Origin of the sequence: Clostridium sp. RTP31139st1_H3_RTP31139_211217, from assembly GCF_040227035.1 — a bacterium.
GTDB lineage: Bacteria > Bacillota > Clostridia > Clostridiales > Clostridiaceae > Clostridium > Clostridium saudiense.
This window is the reverse complement of record NZ_JBCOAB010000022.1, coordinates 24333-46840: the sequence shown is the minus strand read 5'-3', so window position 1 is coordinate 46840 and position 22508 is coordinate 24333. Positions and strand designations below refer to the sequence as shown.

Annotated in this window: 15 protein-coding genes and 2 tRNA genes; 10 read left to right on the top strand and 7 right to left on the bottom strand. The window is 27.0% G+C overall.

Annotated elements, in window-relative coordinates:
• Both addB and addA read left to right on the top strand, forming a co-directional pair.
• The gene (addB, locus tag ABUA17_RS10620; protein ID WP_042401174.1) at positions 1–3432 is read left to right on the top strand and encodes a helicase-exonuclease AddAB subunit AddB; all 3432 of its coding nucleotides are present in this window, start codon (positions 1–3) and stop codon (positions 3430–3432) included.
• Positions 3433–3434: 2 nt separating this feature from the next.
• On the top strand, positions 3435–7196 hold the full coding sequence (addA, locus tag ABUA17_RS10615) for a helicase-exonuclease AddAB subunit AddA (RefSeq protein ID WP_195951505.1): 3762 nt from the start codon (positions 3435–3437) through the stop codon (positions 7194–7196).
• A gap of 123 nt (positions 7197–7319) precedes the next feature.
• Here addA and ABUA17_RS10610 read toward each other — a convergent pair whose 3' ends face one another.
• Positions 7320–8660 (bottom strand): CCA tRNA nucleotidyltransferase, encoded by a 1341-nt coding sequence (locus ABUA17_RS10610; protein WP_042401177.1) that lies wholly within the window; start codon positions 8658–8660, stop codon positions 7320–7322.
• A gap of 129 nt (positions 8661–8789) precedes the next feature.
• Positions 8790–9998, bottom strand: a complete 1209-nt coding sequence (locus ABUA17_RS10605; RefSeq protein ID WP_055275428.1) for a L,D-transpeptidase — start codon at positions 9996–9998, stop codon at positions 8790–8792.
• A gap of 175 nt (positions 9999–10173) precedes the next feature.
• On the opposite strand from ABUA17_RS10605, the gene ABUA17_RS10600 reads away from it, so the two are divergent.
• From ABUA17_RS10600 to ABUA17_RS10590, 3 genes are all read left to right on the top strand, one after another.
• Positions 10174–10935, top strand: coding sequence for a DUF1189 family protein (locus ABUA17_RS10600; RefSeq protein WP_042401181.1), 762 nt, complete (start codon positions 10174–10176; stop codon positions 10933–10935).
• 70 nt (positions 10936–11005) lie between these two features.
• Positions 11006–11080: transfer RNA gene (locus ABUA17_RS10595), tRNA-Arg, on the top strand.
• A gap of 99 nt (positions 11081–11179) precedes the next feature.
• Positions 11180–12310, top strand: coding sequence for a Card1-like endonuclease domain-containing protein (locus tag ABUA17_RS10590; protein WP_042401183.1), 1131 nt, complete (start codon positions 11180–11182; stop codon positions 12308–12310).
• A 408-nt stretch (positions 12311–12718) separates the two neighbouring features.
• On the opposite strand, the gene ABUA17_RS10585 is transcribed toward ABUA17_RS10590, so the two are convergent.
• The gene (locus tag ABUA17_RS10585) at positions 12719–13618 is read right to left on the bottom strand and encodes a phosphatidylserine decarboxylase (protein ID WP_195951504.1); all 900 of its coding nucleotides are present in this window, start codon (positions 13616–13618) and stop codon (positions 12719–12721) included.
• A 203-nt stretch (positions 13619–13821) separates the two neighbouring features.
• On the opposite strand from ABUA17_RS10585, the gene ABUA17_RS10580 reads away from it, so the two are divergent.
• Positions 13822–14382: a TetR/AcrR family transcriptional regulator gene (locus ABUA17_RS10580; protein WP_042401186.1), complete on the top strand. Its 561-nt coding sequence runs from the start codon at positions 13822–13824 to the stop codon at positions 14380–14382.
• Between the two features lie 58 nt (positions 14383–14440).
• On the opposite strand, the gene ABUA17_RS10575 is transcribed toward ABUA17_RS10580, so the two are convergent.
• The 3 genes from ABUA17_RS10575 to trhA all read right to left on the bottom strand — a co-directional run bounded on the left by ABUA17_RS10575 (position 14441) and on the right by trhA (position 17153).
• On the bottom strand, positions 14441–16030 hold the full coding sequence (locus tag ABUA17_RS10575) for an ABC-F family ATP-binding cassette domain-containing protein (protein ID WP_042401187.1): 1590 nt from the start codon (positions 16028–16030) through the stop codon (positions 14441–14443).
• Between the two features lie 234 nt (positions 16031–16264).
• Positions 16265–16480, bottom strand: coding sequence for a DUF4351 domain-containing protein (locus ABUA17_RS10570; protein WP_042401189.1), 216 nt, complete (start codon positions 16478–16480; stop codon positions 16265–16267).
• A gap of 25 nt (positions 16481–16505) precedes the next feature.
• The gene (gene trhA, locus ABUA17_RS10565; RefSeq protein WP_042401192.1) at positions 16506–17153 is read right to left on the bottom strand and encodes a PAQR family membrane homeostasis protein TrhA; all 648 of its coding nucleotides are present in this window, start codon (positions 17151–17153) and stop codon (positions 16506–16508) included.
• A gap of 220 nt (positions 17154–17373) precedes the next feature.
• Here trhA and ABUA17_RS10560 point away from each other — a divergent pair, with 220 nt between their 5' ends.
• The 3 genes from ABUA17_RS10560 (at position 17374) to ABUA17_RS10550 (ending at position 19799) form a co-directional block, all read left to right on the top strand.
• Positions 17374–17946, top strand: coding sequence for a DUF1836 domain-containing protein (locus ABUA17_RS10560; RefSeq protein ID WP_198134006.1), 573 nt, complete (start codon positions 17374–17376; stop codon positions 17944–17946).
• A gap of 3 nt (positions 17947–17949) precedes the next feature.
• Positions 17950–19641: an ABC-ATPase domain-containing protein gene (locus ABUA17_RS10555; RefSeq protein ID WP_195951503.1), complete on the top strand. Its 1692-nt coding sequence runs from the start codon at positions 17950–17952 to the stop codon at positions 19639–19641.
• Positions 19642–19724: 83 nt separating this feature from the next.
• Positions 19725–19799 (top strand) — tRNA-Glu (locus ABUA17_RS10550).
• A 228-nt stretch (positions 19800–20027) separates the two neighbouring features.
• Here the strand turns inward: ABUA17_RS10550 and ABUA17_RS10545 are convergent.
• A complete protein-coding gene (locus tag ABUA17_RS10545; RefSeq protein WP_078061385.1) occupies positions 20028–21410 on the bottom strand; it encodes a YjiH family protein in 1383 nt (460 codons plus the stop codon).
• Between the two features lie 288 nt (positions 21411–21698).
• On the opposite strand from ABUA17_RS10545, the gene proB reads away from it, so the two are divergent.
• Positions 21699–22505, top strand: a complete 807-nt coding sequence (proB, locus tag ABUA17_RS10540; protein WP_042401204.1) for a glutamate 5-kinase — start codon at positions 21699–21701, stop codon at positions 22503–22505.
• The last annotated feature ends 3 nt before the right edge of the window (positions 22506–22508 follow it).

The window sequence follows — 22508 nt, the reverse complement described above, 5'->3', positions numbered from 1 at the left end:
ATGGGAATTAGATTTATTTTTGGTAGAGCTGGTTCTGGAAAAAGTTATTATTGTTTAAATCAAATAAAGAAAAAGCTAGAAAATGATAAAAACAATAAGTTAATACTACTTGTACCAGATCAATATACATTTCAAACTGAAAAGAAATTATTAGAGCATATAGGAGAAAGAGCATTACTTAGAGCTGAAGTATTAAGCTTTAAAAGAATGGCTACAAGAGTATTTGATAGATGTGGTGGCAGGGCCATTAATGTAATAGAGGATTCAGGAAAAAATATGCTTATTTATAAACTATTAAAGGATAAGGGTGAAGAACTTCAATATTTTAATAGAATTAGTAAGCAACAAGGCTTTGTTGGAATAGTATCAAAGTCAATAACTGAATTTAAGAAGTACAATATTTCCGAGGAAATTTTGATAGAAAAAGAATCACAAATAGATAATAAGGATTTAAAAGAAAAGGTAAATGACTTGGCATCTATTTATAAAATATTCAATGAAAATCTTCATAAGGGATATATAGATTCAGAAGATATATTATCTATTTTAGCGAAAAAGTTGAAAGAATGTGAGCTATATAATGATGCAGAAATATGGGTAGATGAATTTACAACATTTACTCCACAGCAGTTAGAAGTTTTAAAGGTATTAGCTAAACAATGTAAAAATATAAATATTACTTTGTGTAGTGATGGTCAAATTCAGTTTACTGAAGGTGAAACAGATATATTTGACGTAATAAAAAATACGGAAAATAGATTATTAAAAATGATGCAAGAAAATAATATTGCATATAAGGAGCCTGTTAACTTAAATAAAGAAAATATATATAGATTCAAAGAAAGTAAAGAGTTAGGGCATATAGAAAAATACTTTTTTAACTTTCCATTTAAAATATATAAGGGTGAATGTAAAGATATAAGTTTATATAAAGCAAATAATAATTATTCTGAAATAGAATGGGTAGCTCAAGATATTTTAAGACTTGTTAGAGATAAAGGTTATAGATATAAGGATATAGCTGTTGTTTGTAGAGAAATTGATAGTTACGATAAAATTACTTCTGTTATCTTTAATGAATATAATATTCCATATTTCCTTGATAAGAAGAGAGAGATATTAAGTAATCCATTAGTAGTACTAATAATATCATCATTAGAGATATTAAGTACTAATTGGTCTTATGAAAGTGTATTTAAATATGTTAAGAGCGGACTTATAACATTAGAATCAACATATATTGATAAATTAGAAAATTATATTTTAGCTAATGGGATAAAGGGATATAAATGGACTAGAGACTTAATAGGTAATACAGATGAGGAATTAACTCAAGAAGAAATTGAAATTTTTGAGTACATGGAAGAAATAAGAAGACCAATAATTAATTTATATAATAAAATAAAAGGCGATGTTACAGTAAGAAAGTATTGTACTGCTTTATATGAATTCTTATTAGAGATAAATGCATTTGAAACTATGGATAAGTGGTTAGAAAACTTTAATGAGCATGGAATGCAAGATAAGATTAAGGAGTATACTCAAGTGCCATCTATAGTAATGGATATGTTAGATCAAGCTGTAGAAGTACTAGGTGATGAAAAGGTTGATTTAAAAACTTTTTCAAAGATATTAATATCAGGATTTGAAGAAAAAGAAATCGGTGTAATTCCTATGGCACTAGATCAAGTAAATATAGGGGATATAGCAAGAATAAAGGGTAGAGATGTAAAAGCACTTTATATAGTTGGTGCTAATGATGGTGTTTTACCATCAGCTAATAAGGATGAAGGAATATTATCTGATGAGGATAGACTTGAATTAAAACAATTAGGAATTGAACTTGCTAGTGATACACGAAGCAGAGTATTTGAAGAGCAATTTATGGTTTATACAGCTTTGACTATACCTTCAAATTACTTAATGATTACTTATCCTATGGCAGACTTTGAAGGAAAGTCTTTAAGACCATCAATAATAATACCAAGATTAAAAAAGATTTTACCTAGATTACAAGAAGAAAGTGAAATATTTAATAAGAATTTACTTAACGATAAATATCATAATATAACGGCACCAACGCCAACATTTAATGAACTTATAGAAGCATTAAGAAAAGAATATGAGAAGGAAGAAATTGAGCCCCATTGGGTAGAAACTTTTAAGTGGTTTGAAGAAAGTGATGAATTCAAAGATAGAACTAAAATTATCTTTAATGGATTGAATTATACTAATTTAATTGAAAGAATTCCAAGAGAAAAAATGAAGCAGCTTTATAGTAATGATAATGGAAGATTAATGTTTAGTGTTTCAAGAATAGAAAAATATGCTCAATGTCCTTTTAGCTATTATGTTCAATATGGATTAAAGGCTAAGGATAGAAAAGTATATGAATTTTCAGCTCCAGACTTAGGTTCATTTATGCATGATATATTAGATAAATTTACAAATAAAATAAAAAAAGAAAATATAGCATGGAGTGATTTAACTAAGGAGAGATGCAGTGAAATAGTTAATGAATTAGTTAATACTAAACTTAAGAATGAAACAAATTCTATATTAAATAGTAATAAGAAGTATCAATATTTCTCAGAAAGATTTAAAAAGACTATAAGCAAATCTGTAACTGTAATATCAGAGCAAATGAGAAAAGGTGAATTTGATATATTTAAGAGTGAATTTGACTTTGGTGATTTTAAAGATTCAGATCCAATAAAATTAGAATTGCCTTCTAAGGAGACAGTTTATTTAAAGGGTAGAGTTGATAGAATTGATAAGGTTGAATTAAATGGAGAAACTTATATACGAATAGTTGATTACAAATCAGGTTCAAAAAGTTTTGATTTAAATGAATTATATTATGGCTTACAAATTCAGTTATTAGTTTATTTAGATGCAATACTAAAAAATTCAGAACAGATTTTAAAGACTCAATGTATGCCTGGTGGAATATTATATTTTAAAATAGATAATCCGATAATTAAATCTAAAAAGGCTTTAAGTGAAGAAGAAATCCAAGTAGAAGTATTAAAGAAATTAAAGATGGATGGATTATTATTAAAAAATGTAGAGCTTGTAAAAGCTATGGATAATGATATGGAAACATACTCATTAATAATTCCAGCTGCATTTAAGAAAGATGGAGATTTTACAAGTACTAGTTCAGTGGTAACTGAATCACAATTTGAATTATTAAGAAATTATGTTAATGATAAAATGATTGAAATATGTGAAGAGATGCTTAGTGGAGAAGTTAAAATAGAGCCTTGTAAATCTTCAAAGGTAACGTATTGTGATTACTGTGATTATTCTGCAATTTGTCAGTTTGATACTTCAATAAGGGATAATAAGTATAAAATTATATTGAAGAAGAAAAAGGATGATTTATGGAATGCAATGGAAAACAAAGTGAAAGAGGAGGAGAGTAAGTAGATATGGCAGAAACTAAATGGACTAATGAACAGCTTCAAGCAATTGAAACTAGAAGATGCAATTTACTTGTAGCAGCCGCAGCAGGTTCAGGTAAAACAGCAGTTTTAGTTGAAAGAATTATAAGAATAATAACTGATGAAGAAAATCCAGTAGACATTGATAAGCTTTTGGTTGTTACTTTTACTAGTGCAGCAGCTTCGGAGATGAGAGAAAGAATAGCAGCTGCTATATCAAAAGCTTTAGAGAAAACTCCTAACTCTAAAAATCTTCAAAGACAGCTTACTTTATTGGGAAGAGCTAATATAACTACTATGCATTCTTTTTGCTTAGATGTAATTAAAAATTATTTTTATACTATTGATTTGGATCCTAGCTTTAGAATCGGGGATGAGACAGAAGCGACCTTAATGAAAAATGAAATAATAGAAGAGCTTTTTGAAGAGTATTATGAAGCGGATAATGAAGAATTTAAGGAATTAATAGAAGCATATAGTGGATCTAAAGATGATGAAAAATTAAAAGAAATGATACTTTCTTTATATAGATTTTCTATGAGTGGACCTTGGCCTGAGAAATGGTTGATTGAAAAAGCAGAAGCTTTTAATATTACTACTTTAGAAGAGCTTGATAAAAGTGAATGGGTAAAGGTATTAAAAGATAGCTTAAGAGTAGAATTAAATGGATTCTTAAATATGTATAAGAAGGCAATTGAAATAATTAATGATACTGATGGATTAGAGCCATACTTAGATGCTTTTAATAGTGATTATGGATATTTAGAAAGAGCTTATGAAAGCTTAAATGGAGGCTTAAATGATATTTATATTGCTTTAAATTCTATTTCATTTATTAAGCTAAAGACTGTTAAGAAGAATCAAGTTTCTGATGAAAATGCCCAAAATTCAGTTAAGGGGATAAGAGATTCAGTTAAGAAAAAAATAAAATCATTAATTGAAAATACATTTGAATTTACTCCACAGGAGGCCTTAGATGGAATAATAGGTGTGTATCCTTTTATGAAAACTTTAGCTACTATAACTCGTGAGTTTTCAAGGAGATTTGATGAGAAGAAAAGAGAAAAAAATATATTAGACTTTAATGATTTAGAGCACCTTTGTTTGAAAATATTAATTGATAGGGATGAAAATAATAATATTGTACCTTCAAAGGTTGCAGAACATTTTATGGAGTTCTTTGATGAAGTATTAGTAGATGAATATCAAGATTCTAACAATGTTCAAGAAACTATAATAGATTTAGTTTCAAGAAGAAAATTAAAAGAGTCTAATGTATTTATGGTTGGTGATGTTAAACAAAGTATATATAGATTTAGACAGGCAAAACCTGAACTGTTTTTAGATAAATATAATAGATATTCTTTAGAGGATGGAAGTAAGAATAGAAAAATTCAATTATATAAAAATTTTAGAAGCAGGCAAGAAGTTATAGAAGGCGTAAACTATATATTTAAAATGGTTATGTCAGAAACTGTTGGTGAACTTGAATATACAGATGAAGAAGCTTTGAATTTAGGTGCAAGTTTTAAGGCAACTGATGATGAAGATTCAATAGTAGGTGGAGAAATTGAACTTCATATATTAGATAAATCGGGTATTGTTAAGGAAGAAGAAAGTGAAGTTGTAGATGAAGACAGTGAAGTGGTAAGTAAAGAAGATGAAGAAGATATAGATGCTATTACCCTTGAAGCTAAAATTGTTGCAAAAAGAATAAAGGAATTATTTGAATCTAAAGATGGTAAAAAGTTTAAAGTATTTGATAAAGATACTAATGAATATAGAGATGTTAGATATAAGGATATAGTTATTCTTTTAAGAGCAACAAAAAATTGGGCAGAGATATTTTTAGATGAATTAGGTTCAGAAGGAATTCCAGTGTATGCAGATACAGGTAGTGGATATTTTGAATCTATTGAAATTAGAACTATAATGTCACTATTAAAAATAATTGATAATCCACTTCAGGATGTACCTATGATAGGAACTTTAAGATCACCTATAGTTGGATTTACAGCTGAAGAGTTAAGTGATTTAAGGTTATTAAATAAGGAGTTATATTTTTATGAAATAATAAAGGAAGTTTGCGAAGGTAACTATGAGGTAGATAATGAATTAAAGTTTAAATGTATTAACTTTATAGCTGCTTTAACTAAATGGAGGGAAAAATCTATTTATACTCCAATAGATGAATTTATATGGTATTTATATATGGATACTGCATTTTATGGATATGTTGGAGCAATGCCTAATGGAAAGCTTAGACAGGCAAACTTAAAAATTCTTTTCCAAAGAGCAAAACAATATGAAAGTACTAGCTTTAAGGGATTATTTAATTTTATAAACTTTATTAATAAGTTAAGAAAGTCTTCTGGTGATATGGGAAGTGCTAAGGTTCTTGGTGAAAATGAAGATGTAGTAAGAATTATGAGTATTCATAAAAGTAAAGGGCTTGAGTTCCCAGTAGTATTTACTAGTGGAATGGGGAAACAGTTTAATTTAATGGATTTATCAAATTCTATCTTATATCATGAGGAATTAGGTTTTGGTCCTAGTTATGTTAATTTAGAAACTAGAAATTCATATTCAACGTTAGCAAAAGAAGCTATAAAGAAAAGAATAAGATTAGAGACTTTATCTGAAGAGATGAGAATACTTTATGTTGCATTTACTAGAGCAAAGGAAAAATTAATTATTACTGGAGCAACTAGTAATTTAGAAAAAGCAATTAATAATTGGGTATCTTCAGCTTCATTAGATGAAAATATAGTATTACCTTCGGAAGTCTTAAAAGGAAAATCATATTTAGATTGGATTGCTATGGCAATGTGTAAACATACCTGTGGAGAAAAGTTAAGAGGGGTTACGGGTGCTACTAGAGATTTAATTACAAGTGACTTTTCCACATGGAATATAAAATTCTGGACTAAAGACTTATTAACAGTGGATAAAAATTTAGAGGCTGTGGATAAAATTGAAGAAGATAGTCTATTTATAAACTCTGAAGATATAGTTGTTGATAAAGAAATAAAGAGAAGACTTGATTATAAATATAAGTTTATAGAAGGAGCAATGTTACCTAGTAATATTTCGGTTTCTGATTTAAAGAAAAAAGAATTTACTTATGGTGATGAGGTTCATGATACTGTAGAAGTATTTAAAGAAAAGGAAGTCTTAAAGCCTAAATTTTTAAAAGAAGAAAAAGGATTATCGGCAGCTGAAAGAGGAACTGTAATTCACTATGTTATGCAAAGATTAAATTATGATAGAGTAAATAGTGATTCTGAAATAAAAGCTCAAATTGAAGAAATGGTATTAGATAATTCATTAACTGAAAGGGAAGCTTCTGTTGTTTGGTATAAAAAAATATATAAATTCTTTATTAGTCCGTTAGGTGAAAGATTACTAAAATCTTATAAAGAAGGAAGATTGGTAAGTAGGGAATTACCTTTCTTTACTGAACTAAGTAGCGTAGAATATAATACTGAATTAAATAAAGATGTTTATATTGATGAAAAGATTAGACTTCAAGGGATAATAGATTGTTTCTTCGAAGAAGAGGATGGAATAGTACTTTTAGATTATAAGACTGATTATGTTGAAGAAGGTAATGAAGATGAGATTATTGAAAGATATAGATCTCAACTTAAGTACTATAAAGATGCTTTAGAAAAAATAACAGGGAAAAGAGTAAAGGAAAGTTATCTTTATTTATTTGGAATAGATAAAGGAGTTTTAGTAAAAGAATAATTATTAAATAGATAGGCTAGCAGAAAAATGATATGCTCCCTTTATGGTAGACAGTTAAAATAATAAAGACTGTTACTTGAGAGGAGCATATCAGAACTTTGCTAGCCTTTAGTGTTTTATATATTAAAGAAAGTTTTCAGAAATTTTTAAAAGATTGTCCTTAGTATTTAGAGTTTTATCATCTAAAACTTTTTCTAATAAAAACGTTAGTATTTCTCCAATAATTTTTCCAGGTTTAATATTTAAATGTGTCATTAAATCAGAGCCAGTAACAGCTAAGTCTTTGATATAAAGTGGTTCTTTATTTTTAAGTATTAATTTTACTCTATCAGAAATATAATCTACTTTTTTCAAGAAAGGAACTGGATCCCATAATGAATTTATATCAGCTTTTTGGAGTTCAAAAAGTGTAAATATATTTTCACTACCAACACGTATTAATAATCTTTTGATTTCACCATCATTAGGCATATAATTAACATCTAAAACTAAGTGATCATAAATTATTTTAGAAACTTTGTCTATAGTATTATTATCAAATTTTAGTCTAGATAATATTGGTTTACATATTATTGCACCTTCTTGAGCATGACCAGGGAAGTAGCAATGACCATTAGGTAATTGCTTTAATGTATTAAGCTTACCAACATCATGGAAAAGAGCTGATAATCTTAAGATTAAATCATTATTTGAAGTATTACTTATTACATTTAATGTATGATTAAAAACATCTCTATTATGATTATTACAAAGAGGTGTATAACCAACCAAATTATAAATTTCAGGAATAATTATTTCAAGAATTCCAGTATCTTTAAGTAAATTCAAACCATCACAAGGATTGTCGGAAGTCAGGATTTTACATAATTCATCTCTAATACGCTCAATACTAATATTTTTTATTAGTTTATAATTTGATTTTATAGCTGCATATGTTGAATCATCAATTTTAAATCCTAACTGACAGCTAAATCTAATAGCACGCAACATTCTTAAAGCATCTTCTTGGAATCTTTTATTTGGATCGCCAACAGCCTTAATTGTTTTATTTTTTATATCATCTATACCATTAAAATAGTCTATAAGACCTTCTTTATTGTTATAAGCTAAAGCATTAACTGTAAAGTCACGCCTTGATAAATCTTCTTTTATGTTTGAAACAAATTCAACAGATTCGGGATGACGATTATCCAAATAATTTCCTTCTGTTCTGTAAGTAGTAACTTCTAGATTTTCATTATCTAATACAACGGTAATTGTCCCATGTTTAATTCCCGTTGGTATTGTTTTTTCAAATAGTGATTCTGTTATGTTTGGTAAGGCAGAAGTGGTTATATCATAATCTTTAGGTGTTAAACCAAGTAAGCAATCTCTAACACATCCACCAACCATAAAGGCTTCATAATTATTTTTATAAAAAGTATCTATAATAAATTGAACGTTATTTGGTATATTAATAAGCATATTAAATCATCCTTTAAAATAAATTGTTATTAATATATTTTAACATAAAGATTATGAAAAAAAGATAATAGTAAAAAATTAAGAGGTAGAAGTTAAATGAATTAGAATTTAGTTTCTACCTCTTAATACTTATTTAATTATTACCTTTGTACCAGCTTCTATATTATCATATAGCCATTTAGCATCTTCAGTTTTTAATCTAATGCAACCATGAGAAGCCGGAGTACCTAAAGTGTTATCAACTACTTCACTTTGGTCTTCATTATAAGGAACTGAGTGGAAAAGATAATCTCCATAAAACTGTACCCAGTACTTACCACCTTGATTGTATTTATCAGAAAAGAACCAATCACCACGTTCTCTTACATCATAAACACCAGTAGGGGTATTTTCACCATCTATACCAGTTGAACAAGTAAAGGATTTAATTTTATCCCATTTATTCATTGAGCCTTTATAAACATAAGTAATTTGATCAGCTAAACTAACGTATATTAAATTAGAAGTTAAGCTTTCAAGATTTAATGTATTAATATTAGAGCTAGTTATTGAATTAAGCAACTCACTAGAGGTTGATGTTGAATTTTGTGTACTATCTGATGAACTTAATGAAGCTAAGTAACTTTCTTTAGCTTCAGCAATTGAGGTAATTTTATTTTGAATATCAGAATCATCTTTTGAAACTATAGAAGTATCAATATTATTTAATAAATTTATGGCTTTTGTATAGTAATCATTATTAGCTAATTCATCTGCTTCATTAAATATACTTTCTTTATAGTTACTAATACATTTTTCTATATATTCATTTGCTTTTTCTGAATAGTCTGAATCAGCAGGGATTTTCTTTAGAAAATTAAGAGCTGTTTCAAAGTTACCACTATCACAATTATCTAATCCAAGAGATAAAAGAGCTTCGTAATCTGAAGAGTCTTCAGGTTCATAACTTTCATCTAATGAAATTATAAGCTTATTTATAGATGAATTTAAGATATCATAACTTTTAATTTCATTAAGAACTATTAAAGCTTTATCTTTATTTTCATCATCTTCTGATAATGTGTCACATATATTATTAACTATTCCAGAAAAGTAAGTATTTAAATCATTATTTAATGTTTTTTTCTTTAATTTTAAATAAATATTATCACTATCAATGAGACTTTTTGCATCAGTAAAATTACAATTATTAAATTCTGAATAAAACTCACTTGTAATTTTAGAGTATTTATAATTTACATAATAGTTTAAAGTCAAAATTAATAACAGGAATGAAAAAGCTGTAGTAACAATTTTAAATATATTGTTTTTTTTACGTTTTCTAAATAAATTTTGCAATGTTATACCTCCTTATAGCTATTAATAATATTTGACTAATTTTCCAATTTTAAACCTATAATTAGTAAATTTACAAAAAGTACATAAGAAAATATTGAAAATATGATATACTTAAAAGGTATAGGGGATTGTTAATTTAGAAGGTTTTAGAGAATAAAGGAGCGATAATATAAAAATGAGAAATAAATTTATTTTTAGCATAAATCCTAAGAAATATGTTTATTTAAATAAAGAAAAATTGAGTAAAGCTTTTTTGTATGTTTTATTATTATCCGTAATTATAGGGCTTGTTCAAGGTGTAATGGGAGCAGTATTAATATCAGGAATAGAAAAAACTACTAAAATGATTTTAGAAGAAGATGAAGTGCAATTTGAAATGAAGGATGGAGTTTTAGATTTTAAAAACTCACCTTTAAAGGAAGAAGAAGGTCAGGCTTTATTATATATTGATACAAATAAAGATATAGATGATTTAGATTCTCTAAGAAGCATTACAGTTCATAAAGATACAGTGACTGTATTACTAAGGGATGGATTTATGGTTAAGAGTGGTTCAGAAAGTGTTACTCAAAAATATTCTGATTTAGGATTAGATTTAATCAACTTTAATAATGATTTTGTTATATCGATTATTGAAAAACTTGATATAGTAAAATATATAATAATACCTATTATGATAGTAGTTAATTTTGTTCAATTATTAATGTATGCATTATTTATATCATTAATGGGAATTTTAAGTAACCTAATTTCAAATAGAAAAATGTCTTATAATAGGGTATTTAATTTAGCCTTATATTCAGTTACATTGCCAACGATAATTAATTTAATATTCCCAATAGGAGTATATTCAATTTTAATTGGAGGAATTATATTAATGTTTGGATTAAGTTTTATTAATGATAATTACTTAAAACAAACTATTGATAGGGAATAATTACAATATAAATTGTTTTATTTCTTGAAAAATTAATTTATTTGTGTTAACATAGATTTGTTAACACCATGGAGCGTTAGTTAAACGGATATAACACGCCGCTACGGACGGCGCATTAAGGGTTCGATTCCTTTACGCTCTGCCATTTAAGAACTATTGAATTTCAATAGTTCTTTTTTTTTGATTAAATTTCATCTTGCTAGGAAAACTAAGAATATAGTTTGAATAAAGAGGTATTAAAAATATGATCAATATTTTAATAAGTCAAATTGATGAACATAATGAAAGTAATATATTAGCAACAAAAGAGTTTAATCCTGAGGTAGTTTATCTTATTAAAGATAAATCATATGAAGATAAGGTTGATACATTAAAGAATTATTATGAAAATAATTTTAAAAATGTTAAGTTAGAACTATTTAATGTTGAAGAGGGAAATAATAAAGCTTTAGAAAAAATAATAGACAATGTAAAAGACAAGAATATAATAGTAAATTTAACTGGTGGAAAAAGAGTAAATTCATTAATTTTATTAGATATTTGCTTAAAAATGAAAATTAAAGCATTATATATTGATATTAAGAAAAAGGTTATGTATGAATTTAATAATAATGATATTTTAATTTCTAGTAAAAGTTTTGAGGATTTAGAAATTGATGATATAGTAAAGGCTTCAGGTGGAATGATTGTTGAAGATGCTTCGCAATTATGTAATAAAAAAGATTTAATATATTTTTCTGAACAAATATCAAAGAATTTACCATTATGGCATGAATATAAACAAAAATTATATGAAGCAAGTATATTTGAGCATGATTCTAATAATCAGCAAAGAATATATATACATACAGATAAATTAGATGAAAAAGAAAAAAAATTGTTAAATAAAGTGTTAGAAAAACTTGAAGAAATGAAAGAAATAACTCTAAATAAAAGTAATAATAAAATAACAGTGGATTTTTTAAATAATTATATAAAAGCATTTATTTTTAAAAGTGGAACATGGTTAGAAATAGAAACTAATAAGCTTATTAATAAAATAGAAGAAATAGATGAATCTAAAAATGGCGTTATGTTTTTATGGAATGATGATAATAAAAGTGTTAGAAATGAAGTTGATGTAGTAGCAGTAAAAGATTCTGTACCTATTTTTATTTCTTGTAAAGATAGTGATAAATATAATGAAATGGCCCTAAATGAATTAAATGTTTATGCTTCAAAGTTTGGTGGAGAAAATTCATATAAATTCTTGGTAGCAACAAAAGAGCCAATAAAATCTCCAGTAAGCATAAGAGCAAAAGAAATGGGAATCCACCTAATAATCTTCGACGGAGACGAAGATAAATTTATACGAACAATTAAAGCTATAATTTAGCTTGAACGTGTAATTACGAAAAAAAGAAGATATTATCTTTGTGGGAATTAGTGAAATCTCGCCTTGAATTTATATGGTTACTTTCATAAAGTTTTCTAAAGATTATAAACTCACCTATCGGCTCAAACATATAATCTTCTTAACGTAAACTTTATTCCAGTAACTATTAAATTCTACGGCTCGATTTCAATATTCCCTTCAATATAATATCTTCTTTTTTCTATATATACATAGTAAACTAAATTATTGCTAGAATTACCATGCCACTACTTGTAGTATAAGAATTAACTGACAAGAAGAAGTTTATGTTTAAGTTAGTTCAATATGATAATAAAGAAAAAATAAATGAATTATTGGAAGGAAAATTATATTAATTCCTGGAGATAATCTATTTATTTTTTTGTTTTACTATGATGAATAACTAAATTTTTCACCAATTTTTTCTCCCATGTTGACTTTGGTTTCGAAGCCAAAGGAAGATTGAAGTAAAATATCATCGTCTATGGTTACTGTATTCTTTTTGAAGAATAAAATTGTTGTTGATCCACCAAATTTGAAGTAGCATTTTTCATCACCTTTTTTAACCTTTTGATTAGGTGTATAGCTTTGGATTATAGAACCAACACAAGTAGCACCAACTTCAACATGAATTACATCACCAAAATTTTTAGAGTGGAAAATTGACCATTCTCTTTTATTTTGACAATATAATTTAGGAACTCTCTCTAATGCTGTAGGATTAACTGAATAATAATTTCCAAGAACCTTATTTGAAGCTTCAATAGTTCCATTATCTATAAAGTGCAATCTATGATAATCAGTAGGGCATAATCTTAAAACTAAGCAAACACCACCATTATATTCTTTTGCAATTTCATCATCTTGAATTAATTCAGACAAGCTGTATGTAATTCCCTTTACTTGGATTAGTTCATTTATATCAATATTAGTATGGGCCATTAAACGTCCATCACCAGGAGAGATTAATATATTTTTATTAGTATTAATCGGTCTAGCTTCTTTTGTAAGCCTTCTAATAAAAAAATCATTAAAGCTTTTAAAGTCAGAAGGAATGGTTGGACACATATCCATATCAATATTAAAACTTGAAATAAAAGAAGGAATTTTTTTTCTACTTAATTTACTATCACAATATAATCCATATAGTTTTGAAAATATCTTTCTTTTAACAAATAGTTCTACAAAACCTTTGCCAATTGGAGATTCATATGCCCAATTAATATATTTTTCTCCAGCTACTGCTTCTGTATCGTATTTATTTGTTCTTCTATTATAAATTTGTATCATTTAATTACCTCGTATTATTTTTTATAATTAATAAAATAATATTAATTATCGTAAAGATATATTTAATTACTATTATATAATATATTAACATATTTTATTTTAATAGTTTATTAACATTAATATAAAGAAAAAATATTTGAAAGAAAAGATATAAAATAATAGAATAAACTTATAAAATATAGTTCGTGATATGGAGGAATAAGATGAGTTTGGAAATAAAAATAGTAAATGCAACAATAGATATTTTTAGAGAAAAAGGTGTTAAATTTACTATGGATGATTTGGCCAATAGACTTGGGGTTAGCAAACGTACATTATATGAGAATATAGATAGTAAAGAAACACTTTTGAATTTACTGGTAGATGAAGTATTTGATTCGGTAACTGAAAAAGGAAAAGAAGTAATTAATGATGACAGTATTGGAGACTTAGAAAAATTAAAGAGGGTACTAACTATTTTGCCAACATCTTACGATACTATAGATTATACTAAAATACATGAAGTAAAAAAGTTCTATCCTAAAATATATGAAAAAATCATATATAGATTAGATTTGACTTGGGAACAAACAGATGAATTAGTTAAGAAGTGTATTAATGAAGGATTAATTAAAAAAGTTAATATATATCTTATGAAGAGTATACTAACAGGAAGTATGAGAATTTTATTAGAAGATAATAAATTAAGAGAAGAAAAAATAGATTACTCTGAAACAATGAAGAATATTGTAGATATAATGTTTGATGGATTAGCAATTAAATAAATAAAAAGTCATAATAAAGGAGCCTATAATTTAGACTCCAATATAATGACTTTTTTTATTATTCAGCGAATTTTTCTAAGAATTCATCGTAAGACATTGATCTATCGAAAATAGATCCATCATCATTTACTCTTATAATTCTATTTGCAACTGTTTGAACGAATTGATGGTCATGAGAAGCAAATAAAACATTACTGTTATAATCTTTTAATCCATTATTTACAGCTGTAATTGATTCAAGGTCTAAGTGGTTAGTAGGACCATCTAAAATTAATACATTTGCATTAGAAAGCATCATTCTAGAAAGCATACATCTAACCTTTTCTCCCCCAGATAATACGTTAGCTTCTTTTAAAGCTTCTTCTCCAGAGAATAACATTCTTCCTAAGAATCCTCTAATATAACTTTCAGATTTTTCTTCAGAGAATTGTCTTAACCAGTCAACTAGGCTTAATGAACAATCATTAAAGAATTCAGAGTTATCTTTAGGGAAGTAAGCAGTAGTTATAGTGATACCCCATTTGAATTCACCAGCATCTGGTTCCATTTCTCCATTGATAATCTTAAATAAAGTAGTGATTGCAATTTCGTTACCAATAAAAGCAATTTTATCTTCTTTATTTACTCTGAAGCTTACGTTATCTAGAACTTTAACTCCATCAATAGTCTTAGATAAGCCTTCAACTACTAATATATCATTACCAACTTCTCTTTCAGGTTTAAATCCAACGAATGGATATCTTCTGCTTGATGGTTGAATATCATCTAAAGTAATTTTATCTAATAACTTCTTACGAGATGTTGCTTGCTTAGATTTAGAAGCATTAGCACTGAATCTTGCAATGAAGTCTTGTAATTCTTTAATTTTTTCTTCTTTTTTCTTATTTTGATCTTTAGCCATTTGAGTAGCTAATTGACTTGATTCATACCAGAAATCATAGTTACCAACATATAATTTAATCTTACCAAAGTCAACGTCAGCCATGTGAGTACAAACTTCGTTTAAGAAATGTCTATCATGTGATACAACTATAACTGTTCCTTCAAAGTCACCTAAGAAGTTTTCAAGCCATTTAATTGATTTTATATCTAAGTGGTTAGTAGGCTCGTCTAGGATTAATATTCCTGGGTTACCGAATAAAGCTTGAGCAAGTAATACTTTAACCTTTTCAGCACCAGTTAATTCAGACATTAATTTGTAGTGAGCATCAGTTCCGATTCCTAATCCTTGTAATAAAGATGATGCTTCTGATTCTGCTTCCCAACCGTTTAATTCAGCAAATTCACCTTCTAATTCAGCAGCTTTAATTCCGTCTTCATCTGAAAAGTCTGGCTTAGCATATAAAGCATCTTTTTCCTTCATTATAGTATGTAATCTTTCATTACCCATTATAACTGTTTCTAAAACAGGGAATTCATCATATTTGTAGTGGTCCTGATTTAAAACAGACATTCTTGTATTTGGAGCAATTACAACTTCACCAGTATTTGGCTCAACTTCTCCAGATAATATTTTTAAAAATGTAGATTTACCAGCACCATTAGCACCGATAACACCATAACAGTTACCAGGAGTAAATTTTATATTAACATCTTCAAATAATTTACGAGACCCGTATCTTAAACTTACATTTAAAACATTTATCACTCAACATACCTCATTTCATTTATTATTCTTTCGATATTATAACATAAAAATTTTAACTTTGTATTAAAATATACAATAAATAAACTAGTGAATTAGTGAGAAATTTACAAAAAAAATCATTGTAAAAATTTTATATACAAAAAATGATTTATTAGCATAAAAAAGAAGGGGGAAATTAAGTATGTAAAAATAAAGAAAAATGCTTATAATAAAAGAGATTATAAGCATTTTTCTTTATAAAAAGTATTTATTTAAATCTTCAAAAGTTTTTATATTAAATATATCTAAAGCAATATTAATAACTTCATTGTTTTCTAAGGATTCTAGTTTATCAATATATTTTTCAGAAAGTGTTCCTAGTCTTTGTGTTAGTAGTTGCATTAATAATAAATGTTGACCACGCTCTATTCCGGCTTCAACGCCTTCTTCGTAAGAATCAAAACTAAACATATAATATAAACCTCTCTTATAAAAATTATATTACATAAGTAAAGACACAGATAAAGTGACTTAAACTTCCTAGTAATATGAAGATATGAAATATTTCATGGAATCCCCATTTACCAATTCTTAATTTTTCGGGTTTAACTCCATAAATTACACCACCAATTGTATAAAGAACACCACCAAGTACTAGCCAAAATAAGCTTATTCCAGGTAATACTGCTGTTAATGGTTTTATCATAAATAAAGCAGCCCAACCCATTCCTATATACATTGCAGTTTGAAGCCATCTAGGACAATCAAACCAGCAAAGTTTAAATGTAATACCAAGCACAGCTATAGTAACCATTATTATAAACATTGTAATTCCTAATTTACCGCCTATAGAAATTAAACAAAATGGAGCATATGAACCAGCAATTAAAACAAAAATCATTGAATGATCTAGTTTTTGAAAAATTGAAATAACTTTTTCGTTTGAAGTTATCCCATGATACGTTCCAGAAGTTGTATATAAAAGAATTAAACTAATTCCAAAAATAATTACAGATAATATGGCAGTAGTTGTTGGATTAGATGATATTACCTTAGCTAGCATAGCAATTAAAGCAATTAGTGATAATCCAGCACCAGCAAGATGAGTTATAGCATTAATAGGTTCCCTTAATTTTTTGTACATATAAAAAAACACCTCTCAATTCAATAAGTAGTTTTCAAAACTACATGATATTATATTAATATTATTTGTTATATGTGCAGTATAGTCAAAGTTTATTTTAGGAGATTTAAGGAAATTATCAGTAAATACATCTGTTTTTCTTGCAAATATTAGAAAATACTATTATTATTAAAATATAATAGTGATAACAAGTAGTTTTCAAAACTATATGGAGGATGTTATGGATATAATAGAAATATTAAATAGTTTACCGTTAGAAAGTAATATTAAGTTAGATGAAGTACCTGAAATAGATTTATATATGGATCAAGTAATACAATTGTTTGAATCAAAATTAAGCAATCAAAAAAGAAATGATGATGAAAAAATATTAACAAAGACAATGATTAATAATTATGCTAAAGGGAAGTTATTATTGCCAATAAAGAATAAGAAGTATTCAAAAGAACATATTATATTAATGTCTTTAATTTATAATTTAAAAGGAGCTTTATCAATAAATGATATTAAGCTTTCATTAGATAAAATAATAAGTAAATCAGAAGATGGGAATTATCCATTAAGAGAATTATATTCGAGCTTTTTAAAAGAGTGTGCTAATGATGAAAGTAATTTTAAAATAGATGTAAGCACAAGATTTGAAAATATAAGCAATATAGTTGACGGAAATGAAAAATTAGATGGAGATTTTGAAAAGAAATTTTTACTATTATGCTCTCTAGTAAATATGAGCAATATGTATAGAAGGATGAGCGAAAAATTAATTGATGAATTTTTTACTGAACAGGAGTAATATATGAGAAATTCAAGTGATTTAAAAAGAGAATTAGGTAGAATTGATGGTCGTGGATATAAATCATATAAGGATTTAGAGGGACAATATAGTTTTAATAATTATATATTGAGTATAGACCATGTTCAAGGAGACCCATTTGCATCACCATCAAGAGTAAGAGTGATAGTAAATAGACACTTCAATAAATTTCCTGGGGAATTATTTGACGAAAAATATAAAACAGTAGCATTATGTGATTTTTTAACTAGATTATTTAGTAAAAATATTTATAAATATGGAGAAAAAATATTTGGATCAGGAAAAAGTGGACTTATAGAAATAAGTAGATGTCCACAACAAATATTAGAAAGAACTTCAGTAATAATAGATAACGAAAAAATAGAGGCAAGATTTTACGTTGGATTCCCTGCTAAGGGAAGAAGTGTATTATCAAGAGAATTAGAAAAGATATTATTTAATGTTTTACCTAATATAGTTGAAAATACATTGATTTATAATAAAATAAACACTAAAGCTTTAAGTGATAGAATAAAATTAGTTGAAGATCAAGAATTTATAAGAAATGAGCTTGAAAATAGAAATCTTGTTGCTTTTGTTGGTAATAATTCTATATTACCAAGAGAAAGTGGAGTTTCACAAAAACCTTTAAAAGATGGGAAAAAGTTTATTTCACCTAAAGAATTGGAAGTAGAATTTAGTACACCAAATAGAGGGATAATTAAAGGTATGGGTATACCAAAAGGAATAACTCTAATAGTTGGAGGAGGATATCATGGTAAATCAACATTGCTTAGGGCATTAGAGCTTGGTGTATATAATCATATAGAAGGTGATGGTAGAGAGTTCGTTATTACAGATGATAGTGCATTAAAGGTTAGAGCTGAAGATGGAAGAGCAATAACTAAAACAGATATATCATTATTTATCAATAACTTACCTAATGGAAAAGATACTAAGAGTTTTTATACTGAAAATGCAAGTGGAAGTACATCACAAGCTGCAAATATCATTGAAGGAATTGAAAGTGGAACAAAGCTATTTTTAATTGATGAAGATACATCAGCAACTAATTTTATGATTAGAGATAGAATAATGCAACAGCTTGTAGCTAAAGATAAAGAGCCAATAACTCCTTTTATTGATGTAGCAAAGAGTCTTTATAACGAAAAAGGAATATCTACTATATTAGTTGCAGGAAGTTCAGGAGACTTTTTTGATATTGCAGATTTAGTTATTCAAATGGATAATTATGAACCTTTTGAGGTTACTGAAAAGGCTAAGTCTTTAAGTAAGGGATCAACTGAACATAATAAAGATTTAAATATTGATATTAATTTTAATAGGGTAATTCTTAAAGGAACAATAGAAAGTGGACCTAAAGGTGTAAAGATAAAAACATTAGGTAAGGATGGAATTTCTATTAACAGAGAAAATATAGATTTACGTGCTGTGGAGCAAATCGTAGATAGTGAACAATTAAATACTATTGGAGCTATTATGAAATATGTTGAAAATAAATTAATGGGAAAGGATTTAACATTAATTGAAATAACAGATAAAATAATTGAAGAATTAAATAAGAATCTTATTAACATTGATAATATTAAAGGTGGACATGGAAGCTTGGCTATGGTAAGAAGGCAAGAAATTATATGTGCATATAATAGATATAGAAAAATAAAAATAAAATAATTTTGAATAAATGGAAAAAATATCTAGCATATTTTTAAGATATATGGTAATATTAATATTGTTAAGTTAATAATTAACAATATGGCTTGTTGGTCAAGAGGTTAAGACGTCACCCTCTCACGGTGAAATCAGGGGTTCGATTCCCCTACGAGTCACCATTATCAAGGATTAGGGAGTTAAACAATTTTGTTTGCTCCTTTTTTTTATTTGATAGAGTATCCGTTGTAACACTCCCACATATTTAGATAGGAAATAATAGCAGATATGATTCTAGACTAGGTGATATTAGGGTGTAACGAATTTTAACCTTAAGGTGGAAATAAAGCTCTATTTTAAGGTTAGAATTCAGTTTATAAAAAAAGCTGCCAATATGGCAGCTTAAATATCTAATATATAAAGTTTGCGATTAGAACTATAACTGGTAAAGTTATTAATGTTCTTTCAATAAATATTATAATTAATTCTTTTATATTTACTGGAATTTTAGAACCAAGTAAAACTCCACCAACTTCAGACATATATACAAGTTGAGTTACAGAAACTGCAGCAACTATAAATCTTGTCATTTCACTAGTTATTGTTGTTGAAGCAACAACTGAAGGAAGTAACATATCTGCAAATCCAACAACTAATGTTTGAGAAGCTTGAACGGCTTCAGGTACTTGTAATAATTGAAGTATTGGAATAAATGGTACTCCAAGGATTTTAAATAGTGGAGTGTAAGTAGCTATTATAAGAGCTATTGTTGCCATACACATAACAACAGGAAGAACTCCAACCCACATATCTAAGACATTCTTAGCACCATCAGCAAAAAATTCTTTTATACTAGAATTCTTTCTTGCTTTTGTTATAGCTTGTTCATATCCCCATGATAAAGATGTATATCCTTCAGGAATAGATTCATCTATTTTATTAGTTTTACCATTATAATATGTATCTTTCTTTTTTGATAAAGGATATATTCTTGGTACTATTACGGCTGCAACTATTCCAGCAAAGGTAACAGTTAAATAAAATGGTACAAATATATTTCCAAGACCAACAGTATTTATTACTACTAAGCTAAATGTAATTGAAACTGCAGAGAATGTAGTACTTATAGTTGCAGCTTCTCTTTCAGTATAAAATCCATCTTCATATTGTTTATTAGTTAGCATTATTCCTAAAGTACCATCACCTAACCAAGAAGTAATACAGTCAATTGAAGAACGACCAGGTAATTTAAATACAGGTCTCATTATTTTAGTTAATAATGATCCAAAGAACTCTAATAGACCAAAGTTAAGTAATAACGGTAAGAATAATCCTGCAAATAAGAATATAGAAAATAATACAGTTAAAAGATCATTCAATACAAAAGCACCAGTATCACCGCTTATTATCATTTGAGGACCTATTTGGAATGCAGCAAGAACCCCAAATATACCACCTAATACTCTAGAAACTAACCATAGTGGTGTAGTGGTAAATAATGAGCTTAAAATCTTATTGTTAGTGATAAATTTAGGCTTAACAATTGTTGCTATTAAACTAAGTATAGCTGAAATAGCCATTGTACCTGTAATTATATATACTAAATATTCACCAAGAAAATTTACTAACATTCCAGAAAAAATAGCTATTGGAATTGTTACATCACCTTCATATTTTATTGGAATCATAAATAATAAGACACCAATTATAGAAGGAATGATGAATTTTAAATTATCTTTTAAAGTAAATTTACTTTTATTATCATCAAATGGTTTTAATTTTGAAACTTCCATTTTTTCTCCTTTATACATAAAAATTTATAATTATTCATCTATATTCATTCTAAATGCAAAAATATTAAAAATCAATATTTTTAATGCATAAAAATTAAAAAAAGGACTGGAAATTTTAATTTTTATGCAGATATATTAAATTTTATGTATTTTTTATTCAAGTATATAGAAGGTAATTATTTAATAAGGAAGCAAAGAGAATAAATGTAAAGGAAGTTTTTATGGTAAATAATAATAAAGATAATTATAATAGAGAGATAACAGTCTAAGGTTCAGGAGATGATTAAGGTGAATTATAGGGAACAGATTAAAGAATGCAGTAGAATAGTAGTTAAAGTAGGAACGTCAACACTTACTTATGATAATGGAAATATAAATTTAACAAGAATAGAAAAGTTGACAAGAGTACTATCAGATTTAATGAATTCTGGAAAAGAAGTTGTGTTAGTTACATCAGGAGCAGTTGGTGTTGGAGTTAACAAGCTTAAATTAAAGGAGAAACCAAAGAGTATAAAAGAGAAACAAGCAGTAGCTGCAGTAGGTCAGTGTGAGCTTATGCATATATATAGTAAGTTTTTTGGAGAATATAGTCATGTTGTTGGGCAAGTGTTATTAACAAGAGATGTTGTTGAGGATGATCATATAAGAGAAAATGTTGTTAATACATTTGAAACTTTATTAGAAAATGGAATAATACCAATAGTTAATGAAAATGACACAGTTGCCATAGATGAAATAGAAAATATAGTTAGATTTGGTGATAATGATAATTTATCTGCAATAGTAGCTCAATTAGTTTGTGCAGACTTATTAATTATACTATCTGATATAGATGGATTTTATGATTCAGATCCAAGAAAAAATCCAGATTCTCAGCTTATAAAAACAGTAGAAGAAATTACACCTGAGCTAGAAGCATGTGCAGGTGGTGCTGGAAGTTCGCTTGGAACTGGAGGAATGGCTACAAAGTTAACAGCAGCTAAAAGAGCTACAAGTGCTGGATGTAATATGGTATTAGCTAATGGTGATAATCCATCAATATTAATGGACATTACATCAGGTAAAGAGATTGGAACATTATTTATAAAGAAATAAGAA

What these genes read in the sequence shown, in the direction of transcription:
- ABUA17_RS10545 (WP_078061385.1), bottom strand. Translation starts at nt 21,410, where the DNA reads ATGGAAGTTTCAAAATTAAAACCATTTGATGATAATAAAAGTAAATTT.
- ABUA17_RS10555 (WP_195951503.1), top strand. Translation starts at nt 17,950, where the DNA reads ATGAGAAATTCAAGTGATTTAAAAAGAGAATTAGGTAGAATTGATGGT.
- trhA (WP_042401192.1), bottom strand. Translation starts at nt 17,153, where the DNA reads ATGTACAAAAAATTAAGGGAACCTATTAATGCTATAACTCATCTTGCT.
- ABUA17_RS10600 (WP_042401181.1), top strand. Translation starts at nt 10,174, where the DNA reads ATGAGAAATAAATTTATTTTTAGCATAAATCCTAAGAAATATGTTTAT.
- ABUA17_RS10610 (WP_042401177.1), bottom strand. Translation starts at nt 8,660, where the DNA reads ATGCTTATTAATATACCAAATAACGTTCAATTTATTATAGATACTTTT.
- ABUA17_RS10585 (WP_195951504.1), bottom strand. Translation starts at nt 13,618, where the DNA reads ATGATACAAATTTATAATAGAAGAACAAATAAATACGATACAGAAGCA.
- ABUA17_RS10570 (WP_042401189.1), bottom strand. Translation starts at nt 16,480, where the DNA reads ATGTTTAGTTTTGATTCTTACGAAGAAGGCGTTGAAGCCGGAATAGAG.
- addA (WP_195951505.1), top strand. Translation starts at nt 3,435, where the DNA reads ATGGCAGAAACTAAATGGACTAATGAACAGCTTCAAGCAATTGAAACT.
- ABUA17_RS10590 (WP_042401183.1), top strand. Translation starts at nt 11,180, where the DNA reads ATGATCAATATTTTAATAAGTCAAATTGATGAACATAATGAAAGTAAT.
- ABUA17_RS10560 (WP_198134006.1), top strand. Translation starts at nt 17,374, where the DNA reads ATGGATATAATAGAAATATTAAATAGTTTACCGTTAGAAAGTAATATT.
- addB (WP_042401174.1), top strand. Translation starts at nt 1, where the DNA reads ATGGGAATTAGATTTATTTTTGGTAGAGCTGGTTCTGGAAAAAGTTAT.
- ABUA17_RS10580 (WP_042401186.1), top strand. Translation starts at nt 13,822, where the DNA reads ATGAGTTTGGAAATAAAAATAGTAAATGCAACAATAGATATTTTTAGA.